This is a genomic window from Amycolatopsis sp. NBC_01286 (assembly GCF_035982555.1).
Classification (GTDB): domain Bacteria; phylum Actinomycetota; class Actinomycetes; order Mycobacteriales; family Pseudonocardiaceae; genus Amycolatopsis.
This window is the reverse complement of record NZ_CP108428.1, coordinates 2,403,806-2,418,535: the sequence shown is the minus strand read 5'-3', so window position 1 is coordinate 2,418,535 and position 14,730 is coordinate 2,403,806. Positions and strand designations below refer to the sequence as shown.

The window sequence follows — 14,730 nt, the reverse complement described above, 5'->3', positions numbered from 1 at the left end:
GGCTCAAGCGGCACTTTCACGTGAAAGTGCCGCTCGCACGACTTCGACCACACGCTTCGGTTCGCCGTACAAGTCGGCCTTGGTGACGACCACGAAACGCCATCCCTCGGCTTCGATCGCGGCGCGGCGTAGCTCGTCACGACGTGGCTGGCTCCCCCCGAGATGCCACTCACCGTCGTATTCGACCGCCAGCTTCTGCTCTTGGAACGCCAGATCGAGGCGACCGAGGAAGACACCTGCCCCGGCCACGACGTTGACCTGGATGTCGGGTTTCAGCCCGGCGACGGTCAGCCACACCCGCAGCTCGGACTCAGGAACGCTCTCCGAGCGTGCATCAGCCAGCTCGACCGCTTTCCTAGCTCGAACCATCCCATTGTCGCGGCGCGACTCGAGGTAGTCGCGAAGTTCAGCCAAGTCCACCAGCCCGGAGCGGAGGAGGACATCGAGATAACCGACGACTCGGGGGAGCGACCGGTGGAGCTTGGTGTTCGTCAAGACATCCATGGTCAACCGCAGTGGCGTAGCGAGGCGAACGTCGCCCCACGCCTCACTGTCGATCTGTCCACGGCTGGTCCTCCGGATGTGCACACCTGCCTGACGAGCGAACAGCAAGCTTTCCGGCAGAACGAACTCGACCGGATCGTGGGTGCCGACCAACTCGAAGCCCCTGACGGCCGCGGCCGAGCACCCGGACAGGACGGAGCCTCGCGGTGCGAGCAAAGCAGCAGCCTGGCATCGCATCGAATGCGTGACTTCAACCGCCGACGCGACGTAGATGTTTCGGAACAACCGGGTGAACAAGGGAGACCGCAAAGCTCGCGACGTCACCACGCCCTCGGCTACAGCTTGGCTACCGACGAAGGGCTCGGCGAAGTCGACCAGGTCACTACTGTGATCACGGAACACTGGACAAGCCTGCGGCACGCCAGCGCACGCAACACCGTCCCAAGATCAACAAGATGCCACTTGTCCACAACCTCGAAAAGCTATCCACAAGCGGCACTTTCACGTGAAAGTGCCGCTTACAGGGGTCCGGGGTGTCACTTTCACGTGAAAGTGACGGGTTGGGCTAGCGGTAGTCGTCCGGGGGTGTGGTTGCCGGGTTCTTGCCCGCGTTGCGGACTTCGGTGAGCCAGCGGCCGAAGTCCGGGCGGTCACCGTCGATGTCCGTGTAGCCGTACTCCTTCATCAGGGTCCAGGACGCCAGCGTTTGCCCCGCGAAGCGGGCGACGTCGGTGTCTTGGGCCAGGGCCGCGACGCCGCGGGCCAGCAGGTAGGGGGTCTCGGAGATCTTGAAGTCGACCGGGGCGAGCTTGCCTACCGCGTCGCGCCAAGTGGCTTCGGTGACCTCGAAGATGTCCAGCATCGATTCCGAGCGCAGGAAGCCCGGGGTGACGGCGAGGCCGACGCAGCCGTTCTTCTTCAGCTCGACGCCCAGTGCGCGGCCGAGCGCGCGGATGCCGCACTTGGCCAGGTAGTACGGCAGGCCCGCGCCGACGTAGTCGTCGTTGTCGCCGTCGGTCACCTCCAGCACGAGCCCGCGGCGGGCGACGACCAGCGGCAGCAGCTTGTGCAGCGCGATGAGGTGCGTGTCGAGCGCGTTGTGCGTCAGGCTCAGCGCGTCTTCCAGCGGCGTTTCCCAGAAGGGCGCGTCGAAGTGGAAGTACATGTCGCCGCCCCAGACGTCGTCGACCAGGATGTCGACTCCGTCCACTTCGGACTCGATGCGGGCCTTCAGAGCGTCCACATCGGACACCGACGTGAAGTCGCAGCGCACCGGGACGGCTTTGCCGCCCGCCGCTTCGACGAGTTCCGCCGTCTCCTCGATCGTTTCCGGGCGCTTCATCGGTGACGTCGTTTCGCGCGTCGACCGGCCGGTGACGTACACCGTCGCCCCCGCGCGGCCCAGTTCCACCGCGATCGCGCGGCCGCAGCCCCGGGTCGCCCCCGTGACCACCGCGACCTTGCCCAGCAAACTCATGTCTTCTCCCGTCCCCGCCACGCGGTCAGCACCGCGTCGACGTCCTCGGCCAGCCGGTCGGCCAGCCGCCCCTGCGGCCGGATCGACCAGTCCAGCGACACCCCGTTGATCACCGCCAGCAGCGCCCGCGCGGCGCGGGGCACGCTCGGCGCGTGCGGCAGCTCGCCCGCCGCCGCGCGGACGAGGCGGCCCAGCTCCGCCTCCACCGCCGCGTAGTGCTCGCCCAGCAGCGCCCGCAGCACCGGGTCGCCGATGTCCACGCCGAGCTGGCCCAGGTGGTTGGCCGCCTCTTCGGCGTCGCCGAGCACCGCGTAGACCGTCACGGCCGCCTCGCGCAGTCCCACGATCGGGTCATCCCAGGAATCCGCGCACGCCCGCATCTGCTCGACCGCGCGGGCCGTCGCGCGCCGGCTCAGCGCCTGCAGCAAACCGGCCTTCGACCCGAAGCGCTGCCCGGCCGTGCCGACCGCGACCCCGGCCTCGGCGGCCACCTGGGCCAGGGTGAAGCCGGGTCCGCAGCGGCCGATCACGGTCTCCGCCGCGGCCAGCAGCCGCTCGTCGGTGATGCTCCTCGGCCGGGCCACGCCATTATTGAATCACAGTTCATTAATGGTGTCACCCGTGTCGGCATCAGGGTCGGGTCAGGGTCATCACCGATCGCGCATCGGCCGAAAAGCCAGGAAGGTACTACTCAGGTAGGGGGCCCGGTTCGGTCTACAGGGTGACGCGCGAACAGGTCCTCACCCGCGACGATAGGTACGTCGTAAGCGAGGGGCGAAGAGGAGCAAGCCATGATCGAGGCAACGGGCCTCACCAAACGGTACGGAAAGACGCTGGCGGTGAACAACCTGTCGTTCTCCGTGGCCGCGGGGCAGGTCACCGGCTTCCTCGGTCCCAACGGAGCGGGCAAGTCGACCACCATGCGCATGATCCTCGGCCTGGACAACCCCACCGGGGGCCAGGTCACCATCGGGGGCAAGAAGTACCACGACCTCAAGCAGCCGCTGCGGACCGTCGGAGCGCTGCTCGACGCGAAGTGGGTGCACCCCAACCGCTCGGCGCGCGCCCACCTGCAGTGGATGGCGAAGTCCAACAAGATCCCGGCCGCCCGCGTCGACGAGGTGCTCGACACCGTCGGCCTGAGCAACGTCGCGAGCAAGCGCGCCGGCGGGTTCTCCCTCGGCATGTCGCAGCGGCTCGGCATCGCGGCCGCTCTGCTGGGCGACCCCGAGGTGCTGCTGTTCGACGAGCCGGTGAACGGCCTCGACCCGGAGGGCATCCTCTGGATCCGGAAGTTCATGCACCGGCTGGCCGAGGAAGGCCGCACGGTCTTCGTGTCGAGCCACCTGCTCTCGGAGATGGCGCTGACCGCCAGCAACCTCGTGGTGATCGGCCGCGGGCAGCTGATCTCGCAGTCGTCGACCGAAGACTTCGTCTCCCGCGCCGCGGAGAACACGGTCAAGGTCCGCTCGCCGCAGCTGACCGAGCTGCGTGACGTCCTGCAGCGCGCGAGCGCCGGCGTCACCGGCGACGAGAAGGCGCTCGTCGTGTCCGGGATGGACAGCGACAAGATCGGCGAGATCGCCGCCGAGCACCGGATCGTGCTGCACGAGCTGAGCCCGCAGACCGGCTCGCTCGAGCAGGCCTTCATGCAGATCACCGGCGACTCCGTCGAATACCACACCGGTCTCGAAGCCGAGGCGCACCAAGTGCTCGAGTCCGCCAAGTAACCGAATTCCACGGGGAAACCAAGATCATGAACCTGCTCGCGGTCGAACGCATCAAGCTGTTCACCACCCGCTCGCCGTGGTGGTGCGCGCTCATCACCCTCGTCCTGTCCGTCGGTTTCGCCGCCATTCTGGCCGGCGCCACCGAGGCCGGCGACTCGCTGACCGTCTCGGCCACCCAGTTCGGTGGCTCGCAGTTCGGCATCGCCGTCGTCATGGTGCTCGCCGCCCTCGCGGTGACCACCGAATACCGCTTCAACACCATCCGCACCACGTTCCAGGCGGTGCCGCACCGCTCGCCGGCGCTGGTCGCCAAGGCCGTCGTCGTCGGGCTGATGGCGCTGATCCTCGGCGAGATCGCCGGGTTCGGCGCGTGGGGCCTCGCCAAGCTGATGCGCCCGAACGACAACCTCGCGCTGACCACCGGCCAGGACTGGGCGAACGTCGCCGGGCTCGGCCTGATCTTCGCCTTCAGCGCGGTGCTCGCCGTCGCCATCGGCATCATGATCCGGCACAGCGCCGGCGCGATCGCGCTGCTGCTCATCTACGCGCTGGCCGTCGAGAGCCTGGTGCAGCTGATCCCGAAGATCGGCAACCACATCCACGAGTGGATGCCGTTCAACGTGGCCAACAAGTTCCTCGTCGGCTCGACGCCGGCCGGGAACGGCCCGGCACCGTCGGATTCGCCGCTGAGCCCGGGCTGGGCGCTGGCCTACTTCGCCGGGGTTTCGATCGTGTTCCTGCTCATCGCCCTCGGGGTGGCGAAGAAGCGGGACGCCTGAGGGGAAACAGGGGAAAACGGGAAATCCGGGTCGCGCTGTCGGGGGGCGACCCGGATTTTTCGTTTCTCGCTAGGCTCACCGCGACGGGACGGGTGGGCGGATGATCGAAGCGACGGCACTGACCAAGGCGTACGGCGACACGACCGCCGTGGACCAGCTGACCTTCACCGCGCGCTCCGGCCGCGTCACCGGGTTCCTGGGCCCGAACGGCGCCGGCAAGTCCACGACGATGCGGCTCATCCTCGGCCTCGACACGCCGGACGCCGGGACCGTGCTCATCGACGGCGTTCCGTACCGAGAGCTGAAGGACCCGCTGACGACGGTCGGCGCGATGCTGGACGCCGGCTGGCGCCACCCCGGCCGCGGCGGGCGTGACCACCTGCGCTGGCTGGCCGCGACCAACGGCATCCCCGACAAGCGCGTCGACCAGGTGCTGGCGCTGGTCGGGCTGACGAGCGTCGGGAAGACGCGGGCCGGGCGGTACTCGCTCGGCATGCTGCAGCGGCTGGGGATCGCCGCCGCGCTGCTCGGCGACCCGCGTGTGCTGCTGTTCGACGAGCCGGTCAACGGCCTCGACCCCGAGGGCATGGCCTGGATCCGGCAGCTGCTGCACTCGCTCGCCGCCGAGGGCCGGACCGTGTTCGTGTCGAGCCACCTGCTGCCGGAGATGGCGCAGACCGCCCAGGACCTGGTCGTCATCGGCCGGGGCCGGCTGATCTACCAGGGCACGATGGACGAGTTCGTCGCCCGCACGAGCCACCACGGCGTGCGCGTGCGCACCCCGCACGCCGACGAGCTGCGCGCCGCGCTCACCGGGCAGGTGGAGTTCACCGAGGCCGACGGCGCCTTCGTGGTGTCCGGAGTGGACAGTGACCGGATCGGGCAGCTCGCCTTCGACGCCGGCGCGACGCTGCACGAGCTGAGCCCGATCACCGGCTCGCTCGAGCAGGCCTACCTCGACCTCACCCGCGAGGCCGTCGAATTCTCCGCCGCTCCGGAGGTCGCGAAGTGACGACGACGTCGAACCTGCTCCGCGCCGAGCGCATCAAGCTCTTCAGCACCCGGGCGCCGTGGTGGTGCCTGACCCTCGCGTTCGTCGCGCCGCTCGGCTTCACCGCGCTGTTCTTCGCGCTGGCCGGGCCGGAGATCCCGGCGACCGTCGGCAACACGCAGCTCGCGAGTGGCAACGGCCGGACCGTGCTGCTCGTGCTCGCCGTGCTCGCGACGGCGTCGGAGTTCGGCTGGGGCACGATGCGGCTGACCTTCCAGGCCGTCCCGCGCCGGGTGCCCGCGCTGCTGGCGAAGGTGACGATCATCGGCGCGGTGGGTGCCGTGCTCGGGCTGGTCGTCGGCTTCGGCGCCTGGGGTGTCGGGACGCTGGTGCAGCCGGACGCCGATCTCGCGCTGCACTCGGGTGCGGAGTGGCGCTCGGTGCTCGGCCAGAGCCTGGTCTTCCTGTTCACCGCGGTGGCCGGCGTCGGGGTCGCGCTGCTGCTGCGCAACGTCGCCTTCGCACTGGCCGCGGTGCTCGTGTGGACGCAGCTGCTGGAGGGCCTGGTCGTCTTCATCCCGGGCGCGGGCAGGCACATCTACCAGTGGATGCCGTTCCACGCCGCGGACGAGTTCGTCGGCGCGGGTGGCTTCGCCGCCGGGCCGCTGCAGCTGTCGGCCGCGCCGCTGAGCCCGTGGGGCTACCTCGGTTACTTCGCGGCCATCAGCGTTGCCCTGTTCGTGGCCGGCGTGGTCGTCACGGCGAAGCGTGACGCCTGAGCGTGATCGCCGTCTCACTACTCCACAAAACTGTGTTAAGAGAAGATGAAAACGTTGTGGCTTCTCTCACAGGCGCCGGACATAATGCTATGACCAGGCAATATTCGTAAGTGAGTGAACCGGACCCGTCTGAGCTCCCCTGGAGGTGATCCTTGGCGGTGGACACCGGTCAAGAATTGGGCAGCACGATTCCCCGGGCCCGCGTCGAAGACGACGCACCGCGGCTCGAACCCATGTTGGATCTTGAATGGTCGCGGGCCATCGAACTCCCGCAGAACGCCATGGCGGCGGGCACGCCCGCGGAACTTCGCCGTGCTTGGGTGCATCGCGCGCCCGAGGACAGCGTGCTGGCGCTGTTCCGCGCGTCGGCCGGGATGGCCGGACCGATCCCCGCGCCGTGGTGGCTGCGCGCGGTCGCGGACGGCAAGCTCGATTCCCGGGAACAGGGTTTCCGCGTCGAGGACCGCATCGCGCAACTGCTCGGCAGGCGGCCGGGCTGGGAATTCGTCCCCTGGGCCGCGGACGGCGAATCGGGCTACTGGGAGTTCATGCCGTCCGAACGCGGGAAATCGGGACACGCGATTCCCACGACGGTGATGAACACCGATCGGCACGGCGGCTGGATCGACGTCCTCCCGGCGCACACCGGGCCGACGCCGGACCCGATCCCGGTCGCCGGACTGGCCGGCCTGCGGTCCCGGCTCGGGGAGTTCGAAGCCGCTCGGTGACCACCGGTTAGCCTCGCTTGGTGGAAAACGAGGACAGTCGACGGCTGCGCAGCGTCGTCAGCTACGTCAAGCGCGGTGGCCGGATGACCGTCGGGCAGCAACGCGCGTGGGACGAGCTGTGGCCTGAAGTCGGCCGCACGGTGGGCGAGCTGCCCGCCGGGACGCTGGACTTCGGCGCGTGGTTCGGCCGCGAGGCGCCGGTGCTGGTCGAGATCGGCTCCGGCATGGGCGAGACGACGTCGCAGCTGGCCGCCGCGGCGCCGGAGCTGAACTACGTCGCCGTCGAGGTCTACGACCCGGGCCTCGGCCAGCTGATGCTGCGCGCCGAAAAGCTGGGCGTCGAGAACCTGCGGCTGCTGCACGGTGACGCCGTCGTGCTGCTCACCGAGCACGTCGAGCCCGGGACGCTGCACGGCGTCCGGCTGTTCTTCCCGGACCCGTGGCCGAAGAAGAAGCACCACAAGCGGCGGATCGTGTCGCCGTCGTTCGCCGCGCTCGTGGCGTCGCGGCTCGCGCCCGGCGGGACGTTCCACATGGCGACCGACTGGGAGAACTACGCCGAGCAGATGCTCGAGGTCTGCTCCGCCGAGCCGGCGTTGAAGAACCGGTACGACGGCTGGGCGCCGCGCCCGGAGTGGCGGCCGGTGACCAAGTTCGAGCAGCGCGCCGACGTCGACGGCCGCGTCTCGCACGACCTCATCTTCGAGAAGCGCTAGAAACGCTGAAGGGGACCTCTCCCCGGATCCCCGCGGAGAAAGGTCCCCTTCAGCTCACTACCCCCGGTGCTCGCCCCTCCCCCGACAGAAGGGCGAACGTCCTATTCCTCGGCCAGCGGCTCGGCCTGGACCCGCTTGAGGGCGGGCGTGCAGACCGACGCGCCGAGCAGGGCCACACCGACCCCCAGCACCACCGGCGCCAGGAGCCACGGACTCAGCACGATCCCGCGTGGATCGACCATGCTGTAGAGCCCAACACCGACGAGTACCCCGACGATTCCCGCACCGATGGTGGCGACCAATGCGGGCAGCGCGGCCTCCATCCGCAGCGCCCTCGACAGCACCCGCACCGGCGTGCCGGCGGCCATCAGCGCGCCGAAGGTGCGGCGGCGGTCCATCACCGAGCCGGCGGTCGCGACCGCGGCACTGCACCCGGCCAGGACACCGGCCGCGAGCAGCCCGATCACGGTCACCCGGCGCAGGTCACCGAGCTCGGTCTGCTGGTTGAACAGGTACTGGTCGCGGCTGCCGATCTCCTCGCCGGCGGCCGGCGCGACCAGCGCCGTGCGGACGATCTCGCGGTTGGCGTCGGTGGTCGGCGCGACCACGGTGACGTACTTCCGCGCCAGGCCGTCCGGCAGCGCGGCCGGGTCGATGATCGACGTGCCGGCCAGGTCGGAGTCCGGCAGGTGGACGGCTTCCGTCCGCGTCCCCGACTTGACGGCCACGGCCGCCCCGTCCCAGTCGTCGGCGATCTTGTACTGCGCCAGGTCGAGCGCCGAGTCGCCGAAGACGGCCGGACCACCCGTGCAGTTCTCCGCGGTGAGCCCGAAGCGGGTCAGCTTGACCGCGTCCGCGCAGCTCATCACCAGCGCCCGGTTGCCGGTGCGGTGCGAGCCCTCGCCCTGGACCAGGTAGACCTGCCCGACCGCGACGGCCTTCTCGGACTGGCCGTACTTCTGCAGCGAGCCGTTGGCCTGCTCGACGATCTTGCTCGCGTGCTGACCGTCGGTGTCGACGTAGAGCACGGAGTCCTGGAAGGACCGGCCGCCGCCCGCCATCGACTCGAACGTCGGCAGCAGCGTCAGCGCCATCGACCCGGCGAACACCGCGAGCACGATCCCGGCGGACGCGCGGTAGGCGCTCTTCGGGTCGTCACGCAGGCGACGGCCGGCGAGCAGCGACGACGGCCGCCGCCAGATCCGGACGAACGTGCCGCCCACCGCCGACGTCACCCACGGCCCGACGATCGCGGCCGAGCCGACCAGCAGGAACAGCCCCACCATGACCATCCCGATGCCGCCGGAGTCACCCGAGGTCGACACCGCGTAGAGGAAGAACAGCCCGGCCGCGGGCAGGGCGAGCAGCCGCCACCAGCGCAACGGCTTCTTCGTGTGCCCGCCGGTGGCGAACAGCGGGTTCTTCAGCACCCGCCGCAGGCCGAGAACGCCGGCCAGCACCACGAGCACCGGGATCGCCACGACGATGAGCACCGTCAGGCCGACCGGCAGCGTGAAGTCGGCCGCCTGCCAGGTGCCGCCCGCCCAGGGCACGAACGACGCGAGGCCGCGCAGTGCCGGGCTGAGCAGCAGGCCGAGCAGCGCGCCGATGCCCGCGGACAACGTCGTCTCGGCGGCCACCATGTTCGTGACCTGCCCCGGCGTCGCGCCGGCCAGCCGGAGCGCGGCCAGCCGCCGCTCGCGCCGGGCCGCGGTCAGCCGCGCCGACGACGCGACCAGCACCAGGCTCGGCACCAGCAGCACGATGATGCCGACCCAGGACAGCAGCATCAGCAGGCCGTCCGGCCGCGCCGCACCCTTCGGGAACTCGGCGAGCTGCGATGAGGCCTCCGGCATCTGGTCCGCCGTGTGCCCGGTGAGCGCGACGAGCTGCTCGGGGAACCGCAGGCTGTCGTCACCCAGCGCGCCGACGGGCTTGCCGAACCGGTCGCCGAGCTGCGCGGCGGAGTTGCTCTGCAGCAACCGGCCGAGCGCGGGCGACACGACGGTCTCGCCCGGCCCGGGCAGCTGCGGCACCCCCGGCGGCAGCTCGAGCCCGGCCGCGGTGGCGCCGGGCGCCAGTGCGACGTCGACGCGGATGATCTGCTTGCCGTCGAAGTAGTCCTTCGAGGCGGAGTACACCAGCTTGGCCGGGGTGTCGGAACCGCGGCTGTAGAACTGGTCGCCCTGCCAGAGGGCGCGTTCCTCGCGCTGCACCGTGGCGAACGGCAGCGTCGCCAGCAGCAGCACCAGCCCGGTCGCGACGGCCACCCCGACCGCGGTGAGGATCGCCGACGTCCGGGTCCGCCGGTCGACCTTCAGCACCCGCAGGGCGATCTGCAGCGAGTTCATGCCGCGAGCCTCGTGGCGATCAGGCCGTCCCGGATGGCGACGGTCTTCGGCATCGACTCGGCCAGCTCGCGGTCGTGCGTCACGACGATCACCGCGGCGCCCGTCTCGTGGGCGGCGCCGAGCAGGGCGTCCATCGTGTCGCGGCCGGTGCGGGTGTCAAGGGCGCCGGTCGGCTCGTCGGCGAAGATCACCTTCGGCCGGTGGGTGAGCGCCCGCGCGATGGCGACGCGCTGGGCCTCACCGCCGGACAGCTCGCCGGGACGGCGGCGCTCCTTGCCGGCCAGGCCGAGCCGCGAAAGCCACTGGCGCCCGGCCTCGATGGCCTCCTTGCGGCCGAGCCCGGCCAGCAGCGACGGCAGCGCGACGTTCTCCTCGGCCGACAGCTCGGCGACGAGCATCCCGGACTGGAAGACGAAACCGAACTCGGTGCGGCGCAGCTCGCTGCGCTTCTTCTCGCCGAGGTGGTCGATCCGCTGCCCCGCCAGGAAGATCTGCCCGTCGTCGGCCCGGAGGATGCCGGCCAGCACGTGCAGCAGCGACGTCTTGCCCGAGCCCGACGGCCCGACGATGGCGACGGCGTCCCGCGGCTGGATGTCGATGTCGATGCCGGCCAGGGCGTACTGCGCGCCGTAGCGCTTGACGAGCCCACGGCCGGACAACACCGGGCCATCGGTCCACTGTGGAGTGTTCGGGTCCACGAGGTTCTCCCTGTCGGTCGGATCTTGATGCCGCTGAGCTTCGCCGAGAGCAAGGGATGTCCACTTCGGGCAGACGGCCAGTCACGGGCCCGCCCGCATCGGCCGATCGGCCGAGGGAGCGCGAGCCACTCGGCCAAGGTGCGGACGCCCGCGGATCCTCTAACGTCACGTTGTGACCGCCGCGCCTCCGCCGAACACCCTCTACACCCGCACCGCCGCCCTGGTGCGGCGCATCGGTGTGCCCGCGGCCGTGCTGTTCGCCGCGCTGCTCTTCGACCTCGTCTACACAACACAGGCCGCACTCGACGAACACGGCTCGCGCTTCGTCGACTTCGGGCTGCTGCCCGGCATGTTCGCGATGGTGGCCTGTGCCCTCTGGGCCCAGAAGCGGGCCGCCGTCGCCGGTGCGGCGGGTGCCGCCGTGCTGGTGTTCTCCACCCTCTTCATCCACGCGTTCCACATCCCGCCGTACTCGAGCGTGCTGCCGAAGGTGACGATCACCGAGATCGTGGCGGGGGAGCTGATGCTCTACTACGTGACTCGCCGGGCGCGGGCGGGCGTGGCGTTCTGCGTGGTCAGCGCCCTGGTCGTCGGGTGCCTGGTCGCGGTCTTCGGCCGCTACCGGGGCGTCGGCGACCTGGACGGCGGATCGCTCTACCAGGCCCTGCTGTTCGGCGTGCTGCTGCTCGCCGGCGCGGTGGTGCCCGCCATCGCGATCCGCGACCGCGGCCCGAAGGCCGATCCGCGGACGCGCAAGCTGCGCCGGGTCAACGAGCTGGCGATGGGGCAGTGGCCGCTGATCGGGCTGCTCGGGTTCGCGCTCATCTTCGAGTTCGGTTACACGTACTCCAGCACCGCCCGCGGCTTCCCGATCCTGTTCTGCTCGCTCGTCGCGGCCGTCATCGCGGTGCTGTCGCCGCGGCGGCCCGCGGACGCGGTCCTCGCCATCGCCGGGGTTCTGCTGCTCTCCGCGGTCATCACGCCGTTGCTGCAGCTGCGCAGCTCCTACCCGATGCCCGGCGGAGTGCCGTTCGTGCAGGTCATCGCCGGGATGGGCGTGGTGGTCACCCTGACCCGCGCCCGGGGGCTGAGCGCCTCGTGGGCCCGGGTGGCCGTGCTGTCGGCCGTCGTCGCGCTCGCGGCGATCGTCAACTCGAACCAGCCCGCCGGCAACCTGCAGACCGACCCGCAAACGCTGTCGATCCTGGCCTTCGCCGCGGCGCTGATGCTGGGCATCTCGATCGCCGTCGGCCTGATGCTGCGGTCGCGGGACTCCGAGCGCACCACGGTCGTCCAGTCCGCGGTGTCCGAGGCGCAGACCGCCGAGCGGATGGCGCTGGCCCGCGAGCTGCACGACGTCGTCGCCCACCACGTCACCGGGATCGTGGTGCAGGCGCAGGCCGCGCGGATGATGGCCGAGAAGAACCCGCAGATCGCCGTCGAGGCGATGGGCCGGATCGAGAACGCCGGCGTCGAGGCTCTGGCGGCGATGCGGCGGCTGGTCCGCTCGATGCGCGGCGACGCGCCCGCCGGGTCGAGCGAGTTCAGCGAGCAGGCGACCACGGATCTCGGCGCCGACCTGCGGAAGCTGGTCGAAGGCGCCAACCACGGCGTGCCGACGTCGATGCACCTCGACCTGCCGCCGGACCTGCCGCACGAGGTCGGCCGCTCGGCGCTGCGGCTGGTGCAGGAGTCGCTGACGAACGTCGGCAAGCACGCCGCGGACGCAACCGACGCGTTCGTGCTCGCCGAGGCGAACGGCACGGAACTGCACCTGCGGGTGACGGACAACGGGCGCGAGCGCACGCACCGGCCCGCCGGCGGCTCGGGCGGCTACGGTCTGGTCGGCATGCGCGAACGCGTCGCGCTGCTGAAGGGCCGGCTCTCGGCCGGGCGCGGCCCGGACGGCGGCTGGCGCGTCGAAGCTTGGCTGCCGCTGGCCGCCACGGAAGAAGCGGAAGGGGACGAGTGATCCGGGTACTGATCGCCGACGACCAGGAGATGGTGCGGATGGGGTTCCGCATGATCCTGGACTCCCACGACGACATCGAGGTCGTCGCCGACGTCGCGGACGGCGTCTCGGCGGTCTCGAAGGCCCGCGAACTGCGCCCGGACGTCTGCCTGCTCGACATCCGCATGCCCGGCCTCGACGGCCTCGAGGTCACCCGGCAGCTGGCCGGCCCGGACGTCACCGACCCGCTGAAGGTAGTGGTGGTCACCACCTTCGACCTCGACGAGTACGTGCACACGGCGTTGCGCAACGGCGCGTCCGGCTTCCTGCTGAAGGACGCCGGCCCGGCGCTGCTGATCGAGGCAGTCCGCGCGGCCGACCGCGGCGACGCGCTGGTGTCGCCGCAGATCACCGTCCGGCTGCTCAAGCACTTCGACGGCAGCGGCCCAGCGAAACCGCAGGTCAAGCCGCCTTCCGAGCCGCTGACCGCGCGCGAGATGGACGTCGTGAAGGCGGCCGCGCGCGGGCTGACGAACACCGAGATCGGGTCGGAGCTCTACCTGTCGCTCTCGACGGTGAAGACGCACCTCGCGTCGGTGCAGGGCAAGATCGGCGCGCGGAACCGGGTGGAGATCGCGGCTTGGGCGTGGCGGAGCGGAGTCGTCTCGTAATTCCGGGTGCGTAGTATCCCGACATGCAACGCCGTTTCCACGCTCCTGTCGTTCTCCCCGCCGACCCGTCCTGTTCACTCCTGCGCGACGCGGTCGTCGATGTCGACACCGATGGGCGAATTTCGTACTGCGGACCGGTGGCCACCGCCCCCGAGTCCGCCGCACCGGTCACCACCCTGACCGGCATCCTGCTGCCCGGCTTGATCAACACGCACGCGCACAGCCCGATGACGCTGCTGCGCGGCATGGGCGGCGACCTGCCGCTGCTGCCGTGGCTCAACGAGATCATCTGGCCCGCCGAGGCGAAGCTGCGGCCCGAAGACGTCCGCACCGGCATGCTGCTGGGCTCGGTCGAGATGCTGCGTCACGGCGTCACGACCAGCGCCGAGATGTACTTCGAAGGCGAGCAGCTGGTCGACGCCGTCCTCACGACGGGCGGGCGCGTGCTGGTCGCGCCGCCGGTGATGGAGCTGCCGGGCCTCGACTGGCGCGCCCAGCTGGCCGCGATCGAGCGCTGGATCGACGCGGACGGCCTGCGCTTCGGCCCGGGCGACCGCGTCGAACTCGGCTACGGCCCGCACTCCGCGTACATGCTGTCGGAGGAGGGCCTGCGCGCGACGGCGGAGTCGGCTGCTTCACGTGGCGCGCTGATCCAGATCCACATCGCCGAGGCGGCGGCGGAGGACCTTGCGGTTCGCGAAGTGCACGGCTCGGTGCCCGCGTTCCTGGCCAAGCTCGGCATGCTGGACGGCCGGGTGCTGGCCGCGCACGCGATCCACCTGTCGGACGCGGACATCGCGCTGTTCGCCGCGCACGGTGTCGGTATGGCGCACTGCCCGGGTTCGAACGCGAAGCTGGCTTCGGGCATCGCGCGGATCGCCGAGCTGCGCGCGGCGGGCGTCGCGGTCGGCCTCGGCACCGACGGCCCGGCGTCCAACGACGACATCGACCTGTGGGAAGAACTGCAGCTCTCGGCGATGTTCGCCCGCCTCGCGACGGGCGACTCGACGGTACTGACGGCGGCGGACGCGTTCCTGCTCGCGACTCGCGGCGGCGCCGCGGCCCTGGGCCGTGACGACATCGGCGCACTAGAGCCGGGCCGCTGGGCCGACTTGGTCCACATCGACCTGGACGACCCGGCATTCGCGTGCGGCTTGGACGTCCCGGACGTCCAGCTGCTGTCGAACCTCGTCTGGGCGGCGGGCTCCCGCCGGGTCCGGGACGTGTGGGTAGCGGGCGAGCAGGTGGTGGCCGACGGCGAGTCGCTGCGGGTGGACCGCTCGAAGGTGCAGGCCGCCGTAGCCGAAACCGCGGCCCGGCTGCGGGCTTGACGCACGCGAGTTGCAGGCCTTAAG

Annotated in this window: 14 protein-coding genes; 9 read left to right on the top strand and 5 right to left on the bottom strand. The window is 70.6% G+C overall.

Annotated elements, in window-relative coordinates:
• Positions 1-3: 3 nt before the first annotated feature.
• From OG570_RS11710 to OG570_RS11700, 3 genes are all read right to left on the bottom strand, one after another.
• On the bottom strand, positions 4-906 hold the full coding sequence (locus tag OG570_RS11710; RefSeq protein WP_326956505.1) for an endonuclease domain-containing protein: 903 nt from the start codon (positions 904-906) through the stop codon (positions 4-6).
• Between the two features lie 163 nt (positions 907-1,069).
• Positions 1,070-1,981, bottom strand: coding sequence for an SDR family NAD(P)-dependent oxidoreductase (locus OG570_RS11705; protein WP_326956504.1), 912 nt, complete (start codon positions 1,979-1,981; stop codon positions 1,070-1,072).
• Positions 1,978-2,565: a TetR/AcrR family transcriptional regulator gene (locus OG570_RS11700; protein WP_326956503.1), complete on the bottom strand. Its 588-nt coding sequence runs from the start codon at positions 2,563-2,565 to the stop codon at positions 1,978-1,980. Before OG570_RS11700 ends, OG570_RS11705 begins: the two co-directional genes overlap by 4 nt.
• 207 nt (positions 2,566-2,772) lie before the next feature.
• Between OG570_RS11700 and OG570_RS11695 the strand changes: the two genes are divergently transcribed.
• From OG570_RS11695 to trmB, 6 genes are all read left to right on the top strand, one after another.
• The gene (locus tag OG570_RS11695) at positions 2,773-3,711 is read left to right on the top strand and encodes an ABC transporter ATP-binding protein (protein WP_326945350.1); all 939 of its coding nucleotides are present in this window, start codon (positions 2,773-2,775) and stop codon (positions 3,709-3,711) included.
• A 26-nt stretch (positions 3,712-3,737) separates the two neighbouring features.
• Positions 3,738-4,490, top strand: a complete 753-nt coding sequence (locus OG570_RS11690; protein WP_326945351.1) for a hypothetical protein — start codon at positions 3,738-3,740, stop codon at positions 4,488-4,490.
• Positions 4,491-4,590: 100 nt separating this feature from the next.
• The gene (locus tag OG570_RS11685) at positions 4,591-5,502 is read left to right on the top strand and encodes an ABC transporter ATP-binding protein (RefSeq protein ID WP_326956502.1); all 912 of its coding nucleotides are present in this window, start codon (positions 4,591-4,593) and stop codon (positions 5,500-5,502) included.
• Complete coding sequence (locus OG570_RS11680) at positions 5,499-6,260, top strand: hypothetical protein (RefSeq protein WP_326945353.1); 762 nt, start codon at positions 5,499-5,501, stop codon at positions 6,258-6,260. The genes OG570_RS11685 and OG570_RS11680 overlap by 4 nt, the downstream gene beginning before the upstream one ends.
• 176 nt (positions 6,261-6,436) lie before the next feature.
• Positions 6,437-6,988, top strand: a complete 552-nt coding sequence (locus OG570_RS11675) for a hypothetical protein (protein ID WP_247063827.1) — start codon at positions 6,437-6,439, stop codon at positions 6,986-6,988.
• A 44-nt stretch (positions 6,989-7,032) separates the two neighbouring features.
• Positions 7,033-7,704, top strand: coding sequence for a tRNA (guanosine(46)-N7)-methyltransferase TrmB (gene trmB, locus OG570_RS11670; protein ID WP_442788312.1), 672 nt, complete (start codon positions 7,033-7,035; stop codon positions 7,702-7,704).
• 101 nt (positions 7,705-7,805) lie between these two features.
• Here the strand turns inward: trmB and OG570_RS11665 are convergent, their stop codons facing one another.
• Positions 7,806-10,055, bottom strand: coding sequence for an FtsX-like permease family protein (locus tag OG570_RS11665; RefSeq protein WP_326956501.1), 2,250 nt, complete (start codon positions 10,053-10,055; stop codon positions 7,806-7,808).
• Positions 10,052-10,753, bottom strand: coding sequence for an ABC transporter ATP-binding protein (locus OG570_RS11660; protein ID WP_326945356.1), 702 nt, complete (start codon positions 10,751-10,753; stop codon positions 10,052-10,054). The genes OG570_RS11665 and OG570_RS11660 overlap by 4 nt, the downstream gene beginning before the upstream one ends.
• A 172-nt stretch (positions 10,754-10,925) precedes the next feature.
• Here OG570_RS11660 and OG570_RS11655 point away from each other — a divergent pair, with 172 nt between their 5' ends.
• The 3 genes from OG570_RS11655 to OG570_RS11645 are packed head-to-tail and all read left to right on the top strand — an operon-like array spanning position 10,926 to position 14,706.
• Entirely contained in the window at positions 10,926-12,725 is a 1,800-nt protein-coding gene (locus tag OG570_RS11655; RefSeq protein WP_326945357.1) for a sensor histidine kinase, read from the top strand.
• Positions 12,722-13,375: a response regulator transcription factor gene (locus OG570_RS11650; protein ID WP_326945358.1), complete on the top strand. Its 654-nt coding sequence runs from the start codon at positions 12,722-12,724 to the stop codon at positions 13,373-13,375. Before OG570_RS11655 ends, OG570_RS11650 begins: the two co-directional genes overlap by 4 nt.
• A gap of 23 nt (positions 13,376-13,398) precedes the next feature.
• Positions 13,399-14,706, top strand: a complete 1,308-nt coding sequence (locus OG570_RS11645; protein WP_326956500.1) for an amidohydrolase family protein — start codon at positions 13,399-13,401, stop codon at positions 14,704-14,706.
• Positions 14,707-14,730 lie beyond the last annotated feature (24 nt).

What these genes read in the sequence shown, in the direction of transcription:
- OG570_RS11685 (WP_326956502.1), top strand. Translation starts at nt 4,591, where the DNA reads ATGATCGAAGCGACGGCACTGACCAAGGCGTACGGCGACACGACCGCC.
- OG570_RS11690 (WP_326945351.1), top strand. Translation starts at nt 3,738, where the DNA reads ATGAACCTGCTCGCGGTCGAACGCATCAAGCTGTTCACCACCCGCTCG.
- OG570_RS11695 (WP_326945350.1), top strand. Translation starts at nt 2,773, where the DNA reads ATGATCGAGGCAACGGGCCTCACCAAACGGTACGGAAAGACGCTGGCG.
- OG570_RS11665 (WP_326956501.1), bottom strand. Translation starts at nt 10,055, where the DNA reads ATGAACTCGCTGCAGATCGCCCTGCGGGTGCTGAAGGTCGACCGGCGG.
- OG570_RS11705 (WP_326956504.1), bottom strand. Translation starts at nt 1,981, where the DNA reads ATGAGTTTGCTGGGCAAGGTCGCGGTGGTCACGGGGGCGACCCGGGGC.
- OG570_RS11645 (WP_326956500.1), top strand. Translation starts at nt 13,399, where the DNA reads ATGCAACGCCGTTTCCACGCTCCTGTCGTTCTCCCCGCCGACCCGTCC.